Here is an 18,386-nt window from a genome sequence, read left to right on the forward strand (position 1 = left end):
ACGCCCAGCCCAAATCCCCATAGGCCCGCCCGCCATCCCGCGGGTTCGTTCATCCAAGACTTTCGTACGCCTCGCGGCGACCGAAACTCTTCAGGTTTTGCGACGGTCCGCTTCCAGGACTACGATCAAGAAAGCGGACGTTCGAAACTGGGTCTTGTTGCTCTTTCGCGCCGTCCAAGCGAGCCATAAGTGTGGGTAGAGCAACGTCGAGTGTCGGACGGACGAGGGATCAATAAATGCATCGCGAGAGCTTTGTATATCTGAGCACCCGCGACGCAGTTTGTTTCGAGCATGACAACGATCTACGCTGATCGCTGGCATTTTGTCATGCCGTATGTCAGTCTATTACAGGATACCGTAAATTAGATTGCTCGAACCTCTCACTTGCCGAACCATGCCGTCACTTCGATTTCCACATCGACATTTTGCGAGAGTTTGGCCTCAACGGTGCTACGCACTGGAAGGGCAGCCCCGAAGTACCGGGCATAGACCTCGTTGAACTCCTTCATCATCTGGATGTCGGACAGCCAGACCGTGCAGCGGATGACGGAGGTGAGATCCAGATCGAACTCCGCGAGCGACGCCTTGATAGTCTCGATCACGTTCTCCGTCTGGACCTTGATGTCTCCCCGCAGCGGGGTCAGGTCAGCGTTCTTCGGCGTCTGTCCGGATAGGAACAGGAGATCGCCCGCGCGCACGGCCTTCGACAGAGGCGCGGAAAGCGGTGAGTCGTAGCGTTGCAGTGCAGTCATCGTACATACTCCAAAGTCAAGCTAGTGCTGCAGGATCTTGGACAGGAAGGCCTGCGCCCGCTCCGACCGGGGGCTGCCGAAGAAGTCGCCCTTCGTGGCGTCCTCGACGATCTCGCCCCGGTCCATGAAGATCACCCGATCGGCGACCTTGCGGGCGAAGCCCATCTCGTGGGTCACGACCATCATGGTCATGCCTTCCTTGGCGAGTTCGACCATCACGTCGAGCACCTCGCCGACCATCTCGGGGTCCAGCGCCGAGGTCGGCTCGTCGAACAGCATCACCACCGGGTTCATGGCCAGCGCCCGGGCGATGGCCACGCGCTGCTGCTGGCCGCCGGAGAGCTGGCCCGGGAACTTGTTCGTGTGGGCGCCGAGCCCGACGCGGGCGAGCAGGTCGAGGCCGCGCTTCTTCGCGTCCTCGGCGCCGCGCCCCAGCACCTTGCGCTGGGCGATGGTGAGGTTTTCGGTGATCGACAGGTGCGGGAACAGCTCGAAGTGCTGGAACACCATGCCGACCCGGGAACGGAGCTTCGGCAGGTTTGTCGCCTTGTCGGCGACCTTGGTGCCCGCCACCGTGATCTGGCCCTTTTGGAAGGGCTCCAGGGCGTTCGCGCACTTGATGAGCGTCGACTTGCCCGAGCCCGAGGGGCCGCAGACCACCACCACCTCGCCCTTGGCGACCTTGGTGGTGCAGTTCGTCAGCACCTGGAAGCTGCCGTACCATTTGCTGATGTCGTCGATGGCGATCATCGTCTCGCCGGGCGCTGTCTGAGGCGTCCCGGGCACGAGGCGACCGGGCTGCAGGCCGGCGTCCTGAGGCGCATAGGTCGCGTCGGCGACGGGTTCGTCAGCATTGGGGGTGGGCATCGGGGAGGAAGTCATGGTCGGTGCCCCCTGATCAGCGGATGATGGCGACGCGGCGCTGCAGGCGGCGCACCAGGAACGAGGCCGAGAAGCAGATCGCGAAGTAGACGGCGGCTGCGAAGACATACATCTCGACGAGGCGGCCATCGCGCTGGGCCACCTTCGAGGCGGCGCCCATGAAGTCGGTGAGCGAGAGCACGTAGACCAGCGACGTGTCCTGGAACAGGATGATGGTTTGGGTCAGCAGCAGCGGCAGCATGTTGCGGAAGGCCTGGGGCAGGATCACGTTGCCCATGGTCTGCCAGTAGTTCATGCCCAGCGCCTTCGCAGCGGCCGTCTGGCCCTTCGGGATCGACTGGATGCCGGCGCGCATGATCTCGGCGAAGTAGACCGCCTCGAACGCGGTGAAGGTGATTAGCGCCGACGGGAAGGCGCCGACCTGGATCGGCGTCGAGGATCCGGTCAGGTAGGCGCCGATGTACGGCACCAGGAAGTAGAACCAGAAGATCACCAGGACCAACGGCAGGGAGCGGCACAGCTCGACGTAGCCCTTGGCGAGATGCCACAGGCCAGGGATGCCTGACAGGCGCGCCATGGCCAGCAGCGTGCCGATGACCACGCCGCCCACGGCCGCCATGGCGGTGAGGGTAACTGTGAAGACCATGCCCTGCCCGAACAGGTAAGGCAGCGACGAGCCGATGACGGAGAAATCGAAGTTCGAGAGCATCGGCGCCTGTCCGAGATGGCCGTCGGGTCGGTGGTCGGTGGCGGGCCTACCTCAGCGCTGGCCGGGGATGGCGACCGCCTTCTCGACGAAGGTCGCCGCCGTGACGACCACGAGGTTGATGACGACGTACAGGAGCGTCGCCGCCGTGAACGCCTCGAACACCTGGAAGGAGAATTCCTGCATCGAGCGCGCCCGGCCGGTCAGCTCCAGCAGGCCGATGGTCAGCGCCACCGACGTGTTCTTGAGATTGTTGAGGAATTCCGAGGTCATCGGCGGCAGGATGATCCGGTAAGCATTGGGCAGCAGCACGTAGCGATAGGTCTGCGCCGTGGTGAAGCCCATCGCCGTGCCTGCCATCCGCTGGCCCCGCGGGAGGGCCTGGATGCCGGCGCGGACCTGCTCGGCGACGCGGGAGGCGGTGAAAAAGCCGAGGCAGACCACCGCCGTGTAGAACGGCGCCTCGGGCAACTGCTTGATCGCGTCCCCGAGGCCCTTCGGCAGCACCTCCGGCAGTACGAAGTACCAGAGGAACATCTGCACCAGCAGCGGCACGTTGCGGAAGATCTCGACGTAGGTCGTGCCGATGGCGTTCGCCGTCTTGCTCGGCAGCGTGCGCAGCACGCCGATGAGAGAGCCGAGGCTAAAAGCGATCGCCCAGGCGCAGAGCGCCGTCACGATGGTCCAGTACAGGCCGGACAGGAGCATGTCCGCATAGATCCCGGTCCCCTCCGGGGACTGGTCGAAGAAGATGCTCCAGTTCCAATTGTAATTCATGCTGTCTTCCCGTTCGCGCGGCCCGCTCCTTGTTCTTGGACGGCCGACCAGGTCGGGACCTGTCGGGCCGCCAGCGGAGCTTTGGCCTTCAGCTGCCATGGAACCGGGCGTTACTTCGGCGGAAGCTGATAGGCGGCGGGGTCCGGGCTATCGGTCGGATGCTCGAATGCGTTCTTGAGCTCCGCCGGCATCGGGAAGTTGTAGTTGATCCCCTTCGGAGGGACGGGCGACAGGAACCACTTGTCGTAGATCGCCTTCATCTCGGGGCTGCGGTACAGGTCCGCCGTCGCCCGGTCGACCACCGCCTTGAACGGCGCGTCGTTGCGGCGAAGCATGATGCCGTACGGCTCGGGCAGGCCGAACGCCTCCTCGCTGATGGCGTAGGCGGCGGGGTCCTTCGAGATCGCGATCAGGACGCTGAGCTGCACGTCGTCCATCACGAACGCGGCCGAGCGGTCGGTCTCCAACAGCAGGAAAGACTCGACCGTGTCCTTCGCGGGCTGAACGGTGATGCCGAGCTTGCGCTCGTTGTTGACCCGATTGAGCTGAACGATGTTGGTCGAGCCGGAGACGGACGTGACGGCCTTGTTCCTCAGATCCTCGACCTTCCGCAGGTTGTTGGCCTTCTTGTAGGCAAACTTGCTCGCCGTCACGAAGTGCGAGTTCGTGAACGTCACCTGCTTCTGGCGCTCGGGGTTGTTGGTGGTCGAGCCGCATTCAAGGTCGATGGTGCCGTTGGTCATCAGCGGGATGCGCGACGACGACGTCACCGGCAGCATCTCGACCTTCAGGTCCGGCGCCGCCAGCTCCTTCTTCAGGGCCTCGACGACCTTGCCGCAGATGTCGATGGTGTAGCCGACGTACTTCTGGTTGTCGTCGATGTAGCTGAACGGCGGGCCGCTGTCGCGGACACCCAGCACGACCTTGTTGCCCTGCTTGATCTTCAGGAGGGTTCCGGTCAGGTCGCCGGCCATCGCCGGGCCGGCCAGCACGGCGGCCGCCATGATCACGCCCAAGATGCGCATCGTTTCCTCGCTACGGTCGGTTGTCGAAGGTGGGGTAGTTCGCGCGTTTGATCGTTCAGGCCTTGGTGACCTTGCCGTACCGGCCGTCGTAGCGGCCCTCCCGGATCATCTGCAGGACCTCGGCCTCGCGGGCTTCCTGGGCCCGCACCGCCTCGATCAGGGCGCCGGCTTGGGCAGGGGGGAAGCTCACGACGCCGTCGAGGTCGCCGACCACCACGTCGCCGGGCTCTACGACCCAGCCGCCGACGCTCACCGGCACGTTGATCGCTCCCGGTCCCTGCTTGTAGGGTCCCCGGTGGATCGCCGCCCGGGCGTAGCAGGGAAAGTCTGAGGCCAGGAACGCATCGGCGTCGCGGATCGCCCCGTCGATCACGAAGCCGACCGCCCCGCGACTTTCGGCGATGGCCTTCATGATGTCGCCGACCAGCGCGCGGGTGGTGTCTCCCCCGCCATCTATCACGAGGACGTCGCCGGCACGCGCCACGTTGAGCGCTTGGTGGATCGCGAGGTTGTCCCCTGCGCGCACCCTGACCGTCAGGGCCGTGCCGACGAGCTTGCCACCCCGGTGGAACGGTCGAAGCCCCACTATGCCCGGCAGTCGGTCGAGGTTGTCGCTGATCGTCGCCGTTGCGGCGTCCCTGAAGGCCGCGATGACATCCGGATCGACGGACGGCGGCAACGGCTGGTGGCTCACACCGGTCATGCGTGCACGTGCTCCCTGTGGTTTCTGGGCGGCGGCGCGGTGCTTCAGGCCGCCCGCGCGTCGGACTGCCGGCGCCGGAAGCGGTCGAGGTTGAACGGCGCGGGATCGAGCGAGGGGGTCCGTTGCAGCATCACGTCGGCGAGCAGCTGCGCGGAGATCGCAGCGGTGGTCAGGCCGATGTGCTGGTGGCCGAAGCAGTAGAACAGGTTGCGGTGGCCGCTCGCCGCCCCGATCGCCGGCAGGGCATCGGGCAGCGACGGGCGCACGCCCATCCAGCGGGTCGCGCCCTCCCGGCGCAGCCCAGGCAGGTACGGGACCGCCAGCTCGTAGAGCTTGTCCGACCGCCTGGGGTTCATCGGCGCGTCGGTGTTCGCGAACTCCACCGTGCCGGCCAACCGGAGGCCGCCGCGCATGGGCGTGGCGGCGAAGAACGGCTCGGCCATGACGCACGGGCGGCTCAGCGACACCTCCGCTCGCGGCAGCATGAGATGGTAGCCCCGCTCCGAGATCAACGGGATGGTGTAGCCGAGCGGCGCCAGCAGCTCGTCGGACCAGCGACCGGCCGCCACGACGACCTGACGGGCCGCCACCGGTCCGGTCGAGGTGTCCAGCAGCCAGCCCTCGCCCTGAGGGTGCAGCTTGGTCACGGCCGTCTGCCTCAGGGTGCCGCCCTTGGCCCGCACGCTCTCGGCAAACCGCGCGCCTAGTGCCCCCGGGCTGACGCAGCGGGCGTTGTCCGGGAAGTACACGGCGCCGGCGATGTCGGTGGCCAGGGCCGGCTCCATGCGACGGGCCTCGGCGCCGTCGATGCGCTCGGCGACGATGCCGTGCTTGCGCAGCATCGGGATCGCGGCGGCCTTCTGCTCCAGGGTCGCCTGCGTCCGGCACACGACCAGACTGCCCCGCACGTCGATCATGTCCTCGGCCCCGGCTGCGGCCAGCAGCGGCCGGTAGCTCGTGACCGCGTCGCGGCACAGGGCGGCCAGCGCCTCGACGATGCGGGACAACGGCTTCGGCCGGGACGCCGCCATCAGGCGGATGCCCCACGGCACCATCCGATGCGCGTAGGAAGGGCGGATCACCAGCGGCCCTGACGGGTCGAGCATGAGCTGGGGCAGCCGGCGCATCATCTCCGGGGAGGCGGGGGGGAAGATGCTGCCGCGGCTGAGGTAGCCCGCGTTGCCGAACGAGGTGCCGCTGGCAGGCTCCTTCGGGTCGAGCAGCATGACATGGCGCCCTTCGAGCTGCAGGCGGACGGCCAGGGCCAGCGCGACGATGCCGGCGCCGATGATCGCCGTATCGCAGCTGCCGTCCGGACCGTTCGTAAGGTTATCCAGGGAGAGTGTTGGCATCTCGGGGCACCGCGTCGGGATCTGGCCGTCGACCACCGAACGATGCCTTCGCGGCATCCGGTCTGGTTCGTTGCCAAAAACTATGCCCCATCCGGACCGTAAAAAAGCGATAGTTACGACTGTTTTGTGATCGATTTATCGACTGATAACTGGCACTGATTCGTGCCGTATGCGAAGGTCTTGGGCACGGTCGGGCCACGCGCCGCGACCGTGCCGGAGCCCGTTATGATCACCCTGCGCCAGCTCGAAGCGTTGCAGTCTATCGTCCAGCTCGGGACCTTCGAGCGCGCGGCCGACCGGCTCAACCTGACACAATCGACCATCTCGAAACGGATCCAGGAGCTGGAGGCCGCCACCGGGGTCGTGATCTTCGACCGCCGGCAGAGGGCAGGCGTACGCCTGACCGAGAAGGGCGAGCACCTGTTGGCCATCGCAGGGGAGATGCTGGAACTGCAGCACCAGTTGCTGGCGGTTCAGCACGCCAAGGCCGCACCGGCGCGCAGGCTCAGGCTCGGCGTGACCGAGCTCTCGGCGCTGACATGGTTGCCGCGCCTCGTGAACGAGCTTCGGGCACACCATCCGAAGATCCTGATCGAGCCGCGGGTCGAGACGACCCGGGAGCTGCACGCCTTGCTCAACGACGACCTGATCGACGTGATCGTGGTGCCGGAGACCGATTACGGCCCCCACCTGGCGTCCTTGCGGCTTGCGGAGGTGGCAAATGCCTGGATGGCCCGGCCCAGCCTGGTCGACACGACCTCCGCGATCCCGATCGCCTCACTAGCAAGCTATCCCCTACTGACAATGGATAGCCGCTCTGGGGCGGGCCAGTTCTACAACAGGTGGCTCAAGCTTGAGGGGATCAAGTTCCCGCACGTGATCCTGTGCGACAGCCTCACGGCGCTGGTTGGCCTGACCGTCGCCGGCGCCGGTGTGTGCCTCCTCCCGCGCGAATGCTTCGGGCCGCTGCTCGACGAGGGGAAGCTGGTGCTCATCCCTACCGAGCCGCAGATGCCGCCGATCCCCTACGCCGCGATCTACCGGACCGACCGGCCTACCGCTTTCAATGCAGAGATCGCCGGACTGGCCGCTTCAGTCTGCGATTTCACGCGCCAGCTACAAGCTTGAGGACGCGTCGTGCCGGCCTGATCTCCTCACTGAATTCCTTTATGCAGCTATTTATGGACAAGCCTTCAAAGCAACAGATAGCGAGGTAGCGCTGCTCCGATTAACGTCTGCTTTCAGGCTTTCATCCAATCGAAATTAATGGCTGCATTGGGTCGCAACCAGACCGTCTCTTAGCCAAGCTGATGGGTCTGACCCTAGAGGTACTTGAGCCAAGCGATGTCGCGTCGCGACGCCTTGAGGCGCGAAAACCAAGCGGTCGGGAAGTAGAGGGGCGCGATCAGCCCTACGTACCAAACCAGAACCCACGCGTAGTCTGATACGGCGAACACGGTGCCCTGCGTCGGGCCCCAGAGCGCGAAAGCGCCATGGTAGAGCAGCCGTAGAACCGTGAGATGGACCACGTAGAAGAAGAGCGGCGCGCCTCCGAACACCGCCAGCGCCGCGACGACCGGGCGGTCGCCCAGGCGCTCCAACATGACCAGCAATAGCGCCCCGATCCCGAGCGTCAGGAGCAGGAACAGCAGCGAGGGCGGATACTTCGTCAACGAGCAGAAGCTCATCGCGGTCCGCAGGGCGTCCTCGTCGACGACGAACCACGGTTTGTCTCCGTAGCCGTTCGCCAGGCGTAGCACCGCGAAGGCGACCAGCATCGTGATGCCGATGGCCGCAAATCGGCGCACGCGCGTCCGTGGGGCGACGCCGGGCAAGAACCACGGGCCGATGGCATAGCCGAGAGCGATGACCCCGATCCAGGGAAGCACCGGGTAGGTCGTCTTGGCCACCAGACCGAATGGGAGCGCGATGACGTCGCGCTGGTGCAGCATGGCCCAGGCGGCGAAGAAGGGATCATCGGGCCGGAGTTGGATGGGGTCGAGGAGATTGTGCCCGCAAACGATCAGCGTCCCGACCGCGAAGAGAACCGAGCGCGGCAGGCCGATCATCGCCGCCAGGACGATCATGCTCACGCCGATGCACCAGATCACCTGAAGCCAAAGGGTCGGGCTGGCGACGCCCCAGTATAGCTCCGAGAGGTAGAAGACCTCCAGAGCCATCAGCACGAGGCCGCGCTTCACGAGGAAGGCGCGCGTCTCCGCCAGGGTGTGCCGGGTGCTGAACAGGTACGCGGCCACCCCCGTGAGCGCGATGAAGATGGGCGCGCACAGGCTAACCGCGAGGCGCGCGAGATACAGGCCCGGCAGGGCGGTCCTGGCATCCATCGGGTCGGCGACCGGCACGTGCAGGAACCAGGTTTCACGCAGGTGGTCGAGGAGCATCAGCACCATTACCAGCCCGCGCAGGGCATCGATGGAGACGATGCGTCCGGTCCTGACCGATTTCTCCGCCGGCGCCCCCAGCGTGCCCGGATGCACACTCATCAGAACCGCGCCGTCATGCTGACGGTCACCCGTCGGGGCTCGCCGACGCCGACCCAGAAGGCGTTGTAGGAGCGCTCGTAATAGGTCTCATCGAAGAGATTATCGACGTTGAGCCCGAAGCGCAGGTTCTCGTAGCGGTAGTAGGCCAGGGCATCGGTCAACACGTAGCCCGGGAGCCGGAACCGCTCGTTGCCGCTGTCCCCAAGGCGCGCGCCGACCGCGCGGATGCCACCGCCGAACCCAAAACCCTTCCAGTCGCCGGCCTGGACCTCGTAGACGCCGAGCAGGCTGCCCGAGTGGCGCGGGATGTTGAGCAGCGGCGAGCCGACCCGCAGGACCTCGTCGCGGGTCACCGCCGCGTCGATGAAGGCATAGCCGCCGATAACCCGGAACTCGGGTGTAACCTGTCCGACGAAGCTCAGGTCGAAGCCCTGGCTACGCACGGCGCCGGCGGCAATCTGGAAGAAGAAGTCCCTCGGGTCGGTCGTGAGGACGTTCTCCTTCTCGATGTGGAAGGCCGCGCCGGTCACGCTCAGGCCGGTGAAGAGATCGAGCTTGACGCCGGCCTCGTAGCCGAAGCCGGTCTCGGGGGCGAAGGGTCGGGTCGCGATATCGAAGCCGGTGTTGGGTCGGAACGAGGCCGCCACGTTGCCGTAGAACGAGAGGAAGGAGAGCGGCTGGTAGACGAGACCCGCACGCGGTGAGAAGCCGGTCCGGTCCTGCTCCGTCCGCTCGTTGCCGACCTTGTCGCGGAAGGTCTGGTTGTAGAAGTCGGTCCGGTTGCCGAGGAGCAGCTTCCATTGCGGGCTGAGCGCGATCTGGTCCTGCACGTAGACGGCGGTGTTCCCGACGTTCTCGCTCGCGCTGTAGCGCCGCGTGAAGGGCGGCTTGGGCTGGCCGTAGACCGGGTTGAACAGGTCGATGGCGAACGGGTCGAGCCGCGGCGTCGAGCGCAGCAGGTTCTCGGTGCTGTTGTAGCGCTCGTGCTCAAGGCCGAGCAGCACTGTGTGCGCGAACGGCCCGGTATCGAAGTGCCCGACGAGCTCGGCCTGCCCGATGGCGACGCCCCAGGTGAAGTCGTGCCGGCGGAACTCGCGCAGCAGGGTGCGGCCGTCGTCGAGGAGGCCGGTTGCGCCTGTCTGCAGGCCGGTCAGGCTGCCGGTGTTGAAGTGGCCGGCAACCCTGAGCTGCCAGTCGGCATTGAAGGCGTGATCCAGGCGGATCTGCAGGATCCCGGCTTCTGACACCGAGTCGTCGCCCGGCTCACCGAAGAATCGCGAGCGCGGGACGAGGCCCAGGCGGTTGTTCACCGCGACCGTCCCGCGGTCGAAGGTCTGACGGTTGCGAAGGTACTGCGCCTCGACGGTGAGCTTGGTGTCTGGGCTAATCAGCCAACTCACCACGGGCGCGACCAGGACACGGTCGCCGTCGACGAAATCGCGAAAGCTGTCCTGCCGGGCGAGCGCGCCGTTGAACCGGTAGAGGACGGTGCCCTCCTCGTTCAGCGGTCCGCCGGCGTCGACGGTGGTGCGCGCCGTGCCGAAGTTCCCGAACAGGGTACCCATCTCGACGAAAGGCAGCGCCACGGGCTGCTTGGTCAGAATGTTGACGGTGCCGCCCGGGTCGCTGCGTCCATAGAGTGCCCCGCTCGGACCTTTGAGCACCTCGATGGACTGCACGTTCTGTGTGTCCGGCGCGCCGTTGTAGCCGCGGGCGATGTTGAAGCCGTTGAAGAAGATGTCTTGGGTAGCGAAGCCGCGCACCGAGTAGAGCGCGAGGTTCTGGGCGCCGAAATCATTCTGCTTGTTGACGCCCGGGACGTAGTCGAGCGCTCGTTCGACCCGGGTGGCGGCGGTGTCCCGGAGGACCTCCTGGGGCACGACGTCAACCTGCTGGGGCAGAGAGAGCCGCGGCGTCACCGTCTTGGTGCCGCTGTAGAGATCTTTGACCTGATAGGTGGGGGCGGCGGTGTAGCTGCCCTCGACCGAGAGCGGGTCGAGTACGACCGAGGCCGGAGCGGGGTCAGCTTGTAGGCCCTGGGCGGTCGCTGGGGCCAACCCAAGGGAGACGAGCGCGAGCGATGCGACGGATGCGCGAAGCCGCCATTGCGGAGCGGGACGGGACACGGGCCTGGGACCTCGGGACGGCAGTGGCACGTCACCGCGAACGAGGCCTGGGCCACCGCCTCACGAGGCAGCGCTTCGACACCCGCCAGGACACCCCGCCCGACGCGTTTCGCGTGTGACCACGGCTGACGGCAGGTCTCCTGGCTCGCGGGTCATCGCCCTCGCACCGTCTTCCCGGGGTGACCCAGTGACATGGTGGTGAAGGGCTCACCGCTTACAGTTGCGGGGGCAGCCACGGCATCGGGCTGTCACCCTCACCGCGTTCCCTTTTGATCCCCGAAGGGAACCGTCACGGCCCAGCTACAGCCTCACGAACCCGTGAGTCAACGACGGCGTCCAAATAGCTCTGCCGTCACGCCGGCTGTCTAGCTTGGCCATTTTAGCGAGTGTCGAACGTCCGCTATTCAAGTTTGACGCTCCAAAGCTGACTGGCCGGAAACCACCCACCCCAGTCATCCCGACGGGCCTACTGGTGAGACCGACGCTGGCCGAAAGAGGAATGGCTGCTTCGAGATAGGCCTACTGCGAAGGCGGACCCTGCTCTACCGAGCCAAGCTGATTGAACGAGCCGCCGTTGCCGCAATGTGCCATTCGATACCTGCTCGACAACCTCCTCGCGGCGTACAGGGTGGATCAAGATTTGGCCTAACCGATGGGATTGCCGTCAGGCGACCAAAAGCTTAGAGCTGCGGGACCTTTTTGCGCCAACTTGGCAGACATGTAGCAGGATCGGCGCATCAATCTGTCCTGCTCAGGTTCAGACGCCACAAAGACCGTGAGATCCCCTAACCATAGGATGGACGCAGCGGACTCAGCGTCGCCAACGGCGAAAGGTGTGCCACACGCTCCTTTCCTCGCGAGCTGGGTTCAAGAAAGGGCTGATCGAGCATGCATACGGAGCGCGACAGCAGAAGCAGCAGAGCCGCCGCTGCTCGCGCGCCGCCGTGCGGTGCGATCCAGTAGCGGAGGTCCGGCCTGCCCTTTGGAGCGCCCGCTCTGAACGGGCGCTCACCTAACCACGCCTTAAACCCGAAGCCGCTGAAACCAACACTGCTGTCCGGCTCATCGTCCGCCTCACGACAGGTGTCGTAGCATTCTGTCACCATGGCAACGAGATCGGCGAAGCTCGTACCTGCCGGCGCCACCTCCGGCATGCCTTTCCAGTATCCGAGCACGTCAAAGGTGATCGGGTAGTCCAGCCGGCCTCGGCGAATGCCAACAATCTCCTCGATCGGCCAAGTCACCCGGCTGCCGCGCCCCGGACCAACAGGCGCGACACGATTCATCTGCGGGATGCCAGCCGTCATGCCGGCTGCGCGAAGAAGTTCGTACTCCCACGGGCCGCGTACGAAGCGATCGTGCAGAACAGTGCCGTTGCCGCGCCAGCCCACTCCGAGCACGTGTGCGCCGGCATCGACGTCGATGAGGTGCTGCACCGCATCCGGTATGGGACCTGGCGGCGTGCTCCATTTGCCTGGTCCCCGGCGCGCGATAACGCCTGGTTCGCCCGTGAAGTAGAAGACCTTGAACCCGGCTACGCCAGCGTAGCGGACAGTGCCGGATCCGGATTGAAGGTCACGACCGTGTGCAGTGAGAATGCGTAAGGAGGCATCGCGCAACGTTGTTCGAACGATGCCTAGTGGCGCTTCGATATGGCTGGCGTAAGGGGCGGGCATAAGGGCGCTCCGAGTTGAGACCCTTCTTCAGATCACCCGGATTTGTGAAAACGTCAAAGGCCAAGATGCTCCGGATGCTGCTCGCACATTTTGCTGAAGCTTCTCGCGAGCGAATTGCCCAACCAGGCGACATTCGCCGATCTACTCGCCGCGTCCATCTCGCCGAGATCGGTCCGACCCGTCGTGCGGATCTGGTCTATCGGGCTCACGCGGCGATCGTGTCGAGGGCACGGCCGACGGCATCGAACATGGTGCCGATCTGCTCCGCGGTGACGATCAGCGGCAGGCAGAAGCACAAGGAAACGCCGATGGCGGAGGCGATCACCGCTTGTTCGAGGGCGGCGGCCTGGATCGCGGTGCCGGCCGCTCCGGGCTTCGCGCCGGGTGCCTTCGCGGGCTTCAGCTCGAGGGCCCCGATAAGGCCGACGCCGCGCAACGTCTTCACCAGGGGGTGCTCGGCGAGGCCCGCCAGCCGCTCGAGGAAGAGCGGGCTCAGGCGCCGGCAATTCCCCACGAGGTCGCGCTCCTCGATGATCCGGATGTTCTCCAGGCCCACCGCGGTGGCGACGGGATGGCCCGAGGCCGTGTAGCCGTGGCCGAGCACGCCGAGCCGGGCGGATTCGTTGGCGATCGGCTCGTAGAAGTTCGCGTTCATCAGGATCGCCGAGAGGGGCATGTACGAGGAGGAGATTAGCTTCGAGAGCACCATCACGTCCGGCTCGATGCCGAAGGTCTCGCAGCCGAACATCGCCCCCGTGCGCCCGAAGCCGCAGATCACCTCGTCGGCCACCAGCAGCACGTCGTAGCGGTGCAGCACCGCCTGGATCTTCGCCCAGTATTTCTCCGGCGGGACGCAGACCCCGCCCGAGGCCATCACCGGCTCCGCCCATTCTTTCTCTCTCTAATCACGTCATAAAAAGAGAACAAGTTTCCCGAGGCGACGTCCGCCAGCACATGCTTTCTTCAACGACAGGTCGGCCACGAGTCGCCGCTACCGAGCGATTTCGCGCTCATAGTTGGCTCTGCGATCACCGTATCGTCGGGATGTTCGGAGGCTGGCTGGCGTCGACGTGATACTGCCTGCAACGGCGCGTGCTGCGCGTTCCTTCGTCGCATGCTACGATCGAAGGTGCTACGAAGCCGAACGCATTGCGATCCTCGTGTCACCCAGCAAGTGCCAGGGCGTCGCGGGATATAGGAAAACCGCACGACAGCGAAGGAACCGAACGAAGGAACTAACTTGCGCCGCGCATCCAAGCGTGGGGAGAAACCCGTGCTTTAAATGGGGAGTCAGGGGAGAAAGCTTGGGGGATCGTCTCCTAAATCATTGTCACCGCTCGTTTTTCTGACGCGAAAAAAAGTGGTGGAGCTGAGGGGAGTCGTACCTCCGGGATTCAGACTGTGAGACGAGCGGACGCCAAGGCGGCAATACGGCTTGGGTGCCGCTCCAAGCCCAGATAGGGCCAATGATGATACTCAGGGCACCGTCTGCCGGTCGCCGAATCTACAAGAAGCAATCGATCTTACGCGGTCAGAGGCTGCCGATATCGGAACGCAGGAAGGAGCGGGATTGCGGTTGTGCAGCGCGTTCCATCAGCACCGTCACCGTCAAATGAGCAGACGCCCGTTGTACGCGCGTTGTACGGCCCCTCAAGGTCTTTCGTCAGCGAGGCCGCGTTTGTGCAGCTAACCCGTTGTACACTTACGGGTTTTTTTGGAGCGGGCGATCGGGATCGAACCGACGACATTCAGCTTGGGAAGCTGACGTTCTACCACTGAACTACGCCCGCCGACATGGTCGGCACGGATAAGGTCTGTCGCGGAGCGCGAACTCCGAACGGCGCCGTGCGCTCATGTACGGCCACGGTCTAGCAGTTCGACGGCGATGGCGTCAAACGGGTCCGGCATCTCCCGGTCGTGATCCCCGGGCGACCCCGCGTGAGCCCGGCGCGGCGTCCCGGCCGGGTCGGCGGAACGCCGCGGCGCGCGAGCCGTTTCGCTCGACGAAGCGCGCGTGGCGCCGGACCGAGACCCTGCTGACACCATGTGCGGAATCTGCGGCGAGATCTGCTTCGACCGGCCGGCGGACCCCGCCGCCGTCGACGCGATGATGGGGTCTCTGCGGCCGCGCGGGCCCGACGCAGCGGGGCTCTTCGGTTCCGGCCGGGTCGTTTTCGGCCATCGCAGGCTCAAGATCATCGACCTGTCCGAGGCCGGGCAGCAGCCCATGATCGATCCCGCCCTCGGGCTCGCGATCGTGTTCAACGGCTGCATCTACAATTTCCGCGCGCTGCGCGCCGAACTCGAGGCGAAGGGCTACGCGTTCTTCTCGACGAGCGACACCGAAGTGGTGCTCAAGGCCTTCCACGCCTGGGGAACTGCCTGCGTCGAGCGCTTCGCCGGCATGTTCGCCTTCGCGATCCTGGAGCGGGATTCCGGGCGAGTCGTGCTGGCGCGCGACCGGCTCGGCGTGAAGCCGCTCTATTACAGCGAGACGAAGGGCCGCTTCCGCTTCGCCTCGTCGCTCCCGGCCCTGCTCGCCGCCGGCGACGTCGATACCGCGGTCGATCCGGTCGCGCTCCACCACTACATGAGCTGGCACGCGGGCGTCCCGGCCCCGCTCACCATCCTCAAGGGCGTGCGCAAGCTGCCACCGGCGACGATCCTGACGATCGAGCGGGACGGGACGCGGCACGCGTCGACCTACTGGACCCTGGCGATCGGCCCCCGCGCGGCCGACCGTGGCCGGACCGAGGCGGACTGGCGCGAGGCCGTCCTCGACGCCCTCGGCACCGCTGTCGAGCGCCGGCAGGTCGCCGACGTCCCGACGGGGGTTCTCCTCTCGGGCGGCCTGGACAGCTCGCTGCTGGTGGCCCTGCTGGCGCGCGGTGGCCAGCGCGGCCTCAAGACCTTCTCGGTGGGCTTCGACGCGGTGAACGGCGTCGAAGGCGACGAGTTCAAGTACTCGGACATCATCGCCGAGACCTTCGCCACCGACCACACGAAGCTCGCGGTCGACGGCACCCGGACGCTGGAGGCGCTGCCCGCGGCCATCGCGGCGATGTCGGAGCCGCAGATGAGCCACGACGCGGTGGCCTTCCTCCTGCTCTCGCAGGAGGTCGCCAAGCACGTGACTGTGATCCAGAGCGGGCAGGGCGCCGACGAAGTGTTCGGCGGCTATCACTGGTATCCGAAGCTGATGGGCTCGACGGACCCGGTCGCCGACTACGCGAAAGCGTATTTCGACCGCGACCATGCCGAGATGCGGGAGGCCCTGACGCCCGACATGGTCGGCGGCGATCACAGCACCGACTACATCGCGACCTTCTTCGCGAACTCGCGGAGCGACAGCGCCATCGACAAGACTCTGCAACTCGACCAAGAGGTCATGATGGTCGACGATCCGGTCAAGCGGGTCGACAACATGACGATGGCCTGCGGCCTCGAGGCGCGGGTGCCGTTCCTCGACCATGACCTCGTCGAGCTGGCGGCACGCATCCCGGCGGAGCTCAAGGTCCGGGACGGCGGCAAGTACATCCTCAAGGAAGCCGCGCGGGCTGTCGTCCCCGCCGAGGTGATCGACCGCGAGAAGGGGTACTTCCCCGTTCCCGCGCTGAAGCACATCCGCGGCCCGTTCCTCGACTACGTTCGCGACGTGCTGGACCGTCCCGAGGCGCGCGCGCGCGGCATCTTCAACCGCGCCTACGTTGATCACCTGCTCGCCGATCCCGACGGCACGCTGACGCCCAAGGGCAACTCGAAGCTCTGGCAGGTGGCCCTTCTGGAGAGCTGGCTCCAGACGCACGGCGTCTGAGACGGGCCGCGGCACGCCTTTCGCGACGGATCGTGATCGATCGCGCGCTCAAGGTGCCGCGCTTTGTCCACGATCGTCCCGGATCAGCCGGTCGACAGACACCCGGAGAAGCCCGTCGATGTGCCGCTGGATCGCCTATGCGGGACGCACCATCCCGCTGGAGCACTACGTCACCGAGCCGTCCCACAGCCTCGTCTCGCAGAGCATCGCGGCGCTCGAATCGACCGCGGCGACCAACGGCGACGGGTTCGGGCTCGGCTGGTACGGCGATCACCCGGAGCCCGGCCGGTACCGCGAGGTCCAGCCCGCCTGGTCGGACGACAACCTGCGCTACCTGTGCCGGCACCTGCACTCGCACCTGTTCTTCGCGCACGTGCGCGCCGCGACCGGCACGCCGATCACCCGGCCGAACTGCCATCCCTTCGCCTGCGGTCCGTGGCTGTTCATGCACAACGGCTATATCGGCGACTGGAGCCGCCTGCGGCGCCCGGTCGAGGCGCTGATCCCGGACGAGCTGTACCCGTCGCGCGCGGGGACCACCGATTCCGAAGCGATCTTCCTCGGGCTGCTGGGCTGCGGCCTGATGGGACCGGGGCCGCGCCGCGATCCTGTCGAGGCGACGGCGCGCGCGCTCGCGCGCCTCACGGATCTCGCCGGGCCGCATCCGTTCCGGTTCACCGCGGCGCTGGCCGACGGGCGCGATCTCTACGCGTTCCGCTACGCCGCGAACGACAAGGCGAACTCGCTCTACTACCGCGCTTCGGAGGGCGGCGTGGTCGTCGCCTCGGAGCCGCTCGACCGGGATCACGGCACCTGGACGACGGTCGCCGAGAACAGCGTGCTCGTCGCGCGGCGGGACGCGCCGGTGGAGATCCTGCCGCTGGCGCAGTTCGGCCTAGCCGCGCCGCCGGTCGACGATTCGGTCCGCCGGCTGCGCGCCTGAGTTCAGGCGACGCGGGAGAGGCTGCCGCTCTGCGAACCCTGCGCGCTGCGGGCGGAATCGTAGGCGCGATTGCGCAGGGCGGTCTCGCTCGGGAGCTGGTCGATCACGTTGCCGGACGACGGATCGACCACCTGGAACACGATCGAGCTGGTGTCCGGATCCTGGATGTACCGCGCCTTGCCGCCGTTCGTGCCGATGTCGAGCTTCACCGCGGGCTCGAGCGGCTTGGCGGAGGTCTCGGGCTCGGGCGCCTGCTGGGTCACGGCGGCGGCGGCCGTCGCTCCGAGCGCGTCGAGGCCCTGCGGCCCCGGCGTCGTGGATGTCAGCGTTCGGATCTCCATCGCCGGTCTCCTGCGATCCTGTGATCGAAGGATTGAGGCGCGGTCCTGCCTAATCGTTCCTTAATGGCGACCGCCGGTCCACCGGATGATGCGGCGGGATCGGAGATGCGATGAACATCGCGTTACCGGGGCGACACAAATCCGTGCTGAATTTTCTCCTGGGTCGACTCGGCGCCCAGCCGGTTCGTCTTCCCGCAACGGGAATGCGGCCCGCCCCGCGCAGCGTGGAGCACGCGATGTACAGGATCTCGGCGATGCTCGTCTTGGTGACCAGTCCCGCGCTCGCCGCGCCGGCCGCGGCTGGCGATCCGGGTACGCGCGCGCCGTTCATCCGCGAGCACCGCTGCGCCGTCGTGGAGCGTCTCGACGCCATCCACAGGCGCGGGCCGGTCGACGTCTCGCGCGACCGCTTCATCGTCGTCGCGCCGCACGGACAGGCGCAGCGCTACGTCCAGTGCATCTTCCAGGATCGGGATACGCGGATGTTCTGCGAGGCCGCGTCGGGCGCCTACGGGCCACCCGGCCGAAGGCGCCTGCGGCTGGATGCGACGGCACGGCAGGCGCTGGCGGCGCTCGGATACGTCCAGGCGGACCCGGCGGAGAACTTCGCGCGCCTGGTGGAGCTGGGATCGCCGCCCGACACGGGCATCGCCGCGGATCTGATGCTCGCGGCGCTGCACGATGCCTACGGCGCCCGCCCGGGCGACATTCTCGATATCGAGGCCCCGCACGGCGGAACGCCGGGGCGGGGCTGCGGCGCGCCCGAATCCTGAGCGGACCGGGCG

At 66.3% G+C, this 18,386-nt stretch carries 15 protein-coding genes, 1 tRNA gene, 1 pseudogene and 1 riboswitch; of the genes and pseudogenes, 4 read left to right on the plus strand and 13 right to left on the minus strand.

Features of this window, described 5'->3' with window-relative positions:
• Window positions 1-380: 380 nt before the first annotated feature.
• From BM419_RS14495 to BM419_RS14525, 7 genes are all read right to left on the minus strand, one after another.
• Entirely contained in the window at window positions 381-752 is a 372-nt protein-coding gene (locus BM419_RS14495; RefSeq protein WP_091926818.1) for a RidA family protein, read from the minus strand.
• A gap of 21 nt (window positions 753-773) precedes the next feature.
• Window positions 774-1,502, minus strand: coding sequence for an amino acid ABC transporter ATP-binding protein (locus tag BM419_RS14500; RefSeq protein WP_091926920.1), 729 nt, complete (start codon window positions 1,500-1,502; stop codon window positions 774-776).
• Window positions 1,503-1,650: 148 nt separating this feature from the next.
• The gene (locus BM419_RS14505; RefSeq protein ID WP_091926819.1) at window positions 1,651-2,343 is read right to left on the minus strand and encodes an amino acid ABC transporter permease; all 693 of its coding nucleotides are present in this window, start codon (window positions 2,341-2,343) and stop codon (window positions 1,651-1,653) included.
• A 51-nt stretch (window positions 2,344-2,394) separates the two neighbouring features.
• The gene (locus BM419_RS14510) at window positions 2,395-3,117 is read right to left on the minus strand and encodes an amino acid ABC transporter permease (RefSeq protein ID WP_091926820.1); all 723 of its coding nucleotides are present in this window, start codon (window positions 3,115-3,117) and stop codon (window positions 2,395-2,397) included.
• A gap of 110 nt (window positions 3,118-3,227) precedes the next feature.
• Window positions 3,228-4,142 carry an amino acid ABC transporter substrate-binding protein gene (locus tag BM419_RS14515; protein ID WP_091926821.1) on the minus strand — a complete coding sequence of 305 codons (915 nt, stop codon included), beginning with the start codon at window positions 4,140-4,142 and terminating at the stop codon, window positions 3,228-3,230.
• A gap of 55 nt (window positions 4,143-4,197) precedes the next feature.
• Window positions 4,198-4,845, minus strand: coding sequence for an RraA family protein (locus tag BM419_RS14520; protein WP_091926822.1), 648 nt, complete (start codon window positions 4,843-4,845; stop codon window positions 4,198-4,200).
• 44 nt (window positions 4,846-4,889) lie between these two features.
• The gene (locus tag BM419_RS14525) at window positions 4,890-6,197 is read right to left on the minus strand and encodes an NAD(P)/FAD-dependent oxidoreductase (RefSeq protein WP_175556310.1); all 1,308 of its coding nucleotides are present in this window, start codon (window positions 6,195-6,197) and stop codon (window positions 4,890-4,892) included.
• A gap of 225 nt (window positions 6,198-6,422) precedes the next feature.
• On the opposite strand from BM419_RS14525, the gene BM419_RS14530 reads away from it, so the two are divergent.
• Window positions 6,423-7,325, plus strand: coding sequence for a LysR family transcriptional regulator (locus BM419_RS14530; RefSeq protein ID WP_091926824.1), 903 nt, complete (start codon window positions 6,423-6,425; stop codon window positions 7,323-7,325).
• A 194-nt stretch (window positions 7,326-7,519) separates the two neighbouring features.
• On the opposite strand, the gene BM419_RS14535 is transcribed toward BM419_RS14530, so the two are convergent.
• The 5 genes and pseudogenes from BM419_RS14535 to BM419_RS14550 all read right to left on the minus strand — a co-directional run bounded on the left by BM419_RS14535 (window position 7,520) and on the right by BM419_RS14550 (window position 14,293).
• Window positions 7,520-8,701 (minus strand): acetyltransferase domain-containing protein, encoded by a 1,182-nt coding sequence (locus BM419_RS14535; RefSeq protein ID WP_091926825.1) that lies wholly within the window; start codon window positions 8,699-8,701, stop codon window positions 7,520-7,522.
• Window positions 8,701-10,758, minus strand: coding sequence for a TonB-dependent siderophore receptor (locus tag BM419_RS14540; protein WP_244540776.1), 2,058 nt, complete (start codon window positions 10,756-10,758; stop codon window positions 8,701-8,703). The genes BM419_RS14535 and BM419_RS14540 overlap by 1 nt, the downstream gene beginning before the upstream one ends.
• 181 nt (window positions 10,759-10,939) lie before the next feature.
• A riboswitch (cobalamin riboswitch) is annotated at window positions 10,940-11,133 on the minus strand.
• 479 nt (window positions 11,134-11,612) lie between these two features.
• Window positions 11,613-12,503: a hypothetical protein gene (locus BM419_RS31945; RefSeq protein WP_139257072.1), complete on the minus strand. Its 891-nt coding sequence runs from the start codon at window positions 12,501-12,503 to the stop codon at window positions 11,613-11,615.
• A 205-nt stretch (window positions 12,504-12,708) separates the two neighbouring features.
• Window positions 12,709-13,392: pseudogene (locus BM419_RS14545) on the minus strand (aminotransferase class III-fold pyridoxal phosphate-dependent enzyme); the annotation flags it as partial.
• A gap of 826 nt (window positions 13,393-14,218) precedes the next feature.
• Window positions 14,219-14,293: transfer RNA gene (locus BM419_RS14550), tRNA-Gly, on the minus strand.
• Between the two features lie 254 nt (window positions 14,294-14,547).
• On the opposite strand from BM419_RS14550, the gene BM419_RS14555 reads away from it, so the two are divergent.
• Both BM419_RS14555 and BM419_RS14560 read left to right on the plus strand, forming a co-directional pair.
• Window positions 14,548-16,317, plus strand: coding sequence for an N-acetylglutaminylglutamine amidotransferase (locus tag BM419_RS14555; protein ID WP_056527957.1), 1,770 nt, complete (start codon window positions 14,548-14,550; stop codon window positions 16,315-16,317).
• A gap of 118 nt (window positions 16,318-16,435) precedes the next feature.
• The gene (locus BM419_RS14560; RefSeq protein WP_020092830.1) at window positions 16,436-17,260 is read left to right on the plus strand and encodes a class II glutamine amidotransferase; all 825 of its coding nucleotides are present in this window, start codon (window positions 16,436-16,438) and stop codon (window positions 17,258-17,260) included.
• 2 nt (window positions 17,261-17,262) lie between these two features.
• On the opposite strand, the gene BM419_RS14565 is transcribed toward BM419_RS14560, so the two are convergent.
• Window positions 17,263-17,601, minus strand: coding sequence for a flagellar protein FlaG (locus BM419_RS14565; protein WP_091926827.1), 339 nt, complete (start codon window positions 17,599-17,601; stop codon window positions 17,263-17,265).
• 236 nt (window positions 17,602-17,837) lie between these two features.
• On the opposite strand from BM419_RS14565, the gene BM419_RS14570 reads away from it, so the two are divergent.
• Window positions 17,838-18,374 carry a TY-Chap domain-containing protein gene (locus BM419_RS14570; RefSeq protein ID WP_091926828.1) on the plus strand — a complete coding sequence of 179 codons (537 nt, stop codon included), beginning with the start codon at window positions 17,838-17,840 and terminating at the stop codon, window positions 18,372-18,374.
• Window positions 18,375-18,386 lie beyond the last annotated feature (12 nt).

This window comes from Methylobacterium sp. yr668 (assembly GCF_900116245.1).
GTDB lineage: Bacteria > Pseudomonadota > Alphaproteobacteria > Rhizobiales > Beijerinckiaceae > Methylobacterium.

Coding starts and splice junctions, on each gene's coding strand:
- BM419_RS14560 (WP_020092830.1), top strand. CDS start 16,436: ATGTGCCGCTGGATCGCCTATGCGGGACGCACCATCCCGCTGGAGCAC.
- BM419_RS14505 (WP_091926819.1), bottom strand. CDS start 2,343: ATGCTCTCGAACTTCGATTTCTCCGTCATCGGCTCGTCGCTGCCTTAC.
- BM419_RS31945 (WP_139257072.1), bottom strand. CDS start 12,503: ATGCCCGCCCCTTACGCCAGCCATATCGAAGCGCCACTAGGCATCGTT.
- BM419_RS14500 (WP_091926920.1), bottom strand. CDS start 1,502: ATGATCGCCATCGACGACATCAGCAAATGGTACGGCAGCTTCCAGGTG.
- BM419_RS14555 (WP_056527957.1), top strand. CDS start 14,548: ATGTGCGGAATCTGCGGCGAGATCTGCTTCGACCGGCCGGCGGACCCC.
- BM419_RS14495 (WP_091926818.1), bottom strand. CDS start 752: ATGACTGCACTGCAACGCTACGACTCACCGCTTTCCGCGCCTCTGTCG.
- BM419_RS14515 (WP_091926821.1), bottom strand. CDS start 4,142: ATGCGCATCTTGGGCGTGATCATGGCGGCCGCCGTGCTGGCCGGCCCG.
- BM419_RS14535 (WP_091926825.1), bottom strand. CDS start 8,701: ATGAGTGTGCATCCGGGCACGCTGGGGGCGCCGGCGGAGAAATCGGTC.
- BM419_RS14570 (WP_091926828.1), top strand. CDS start 17,838: ATGTACAGGATCTCGGCGATGCTCGTCTTGGTGACCAGTCCCGCGCTC.
- BM419_RS14525 (WP_175556310.1), bottom strand. CDS start 6,197: ATGCCAACACTCTCCCTGGATAACCTTACGAACGGTCCGGACGGCAGC.
- BM419_RS14565 (WP_091926827.1), bottom strand. CDS start 17,601: ATGGAGATCCGAACGCTGACATCCACGACGCCGGGGCCGCAGGGCCTC.
- BM419_RS14520 (WP_091926822.1), bottom strand. CDS start 4,845: ATGACCGGTGTGAGCCACCAGCCGTTGCCGCCGTCCGTCGATCCGGAT.
- BM419_RS14510 (WP_091926820.1), bottom strand. CDS start 3,117: ATGAATTACAATTGGAACTGGAGCATCTTCTTCGACCAGTCCCCGGAG.
- BM419_RS14530 (WP_091926824.1), top strand. CDS start 6,423: ATGATCACCCTGCGCCAGCTCGAAGCGTTGCAGTCTATCGTCCAGCTC.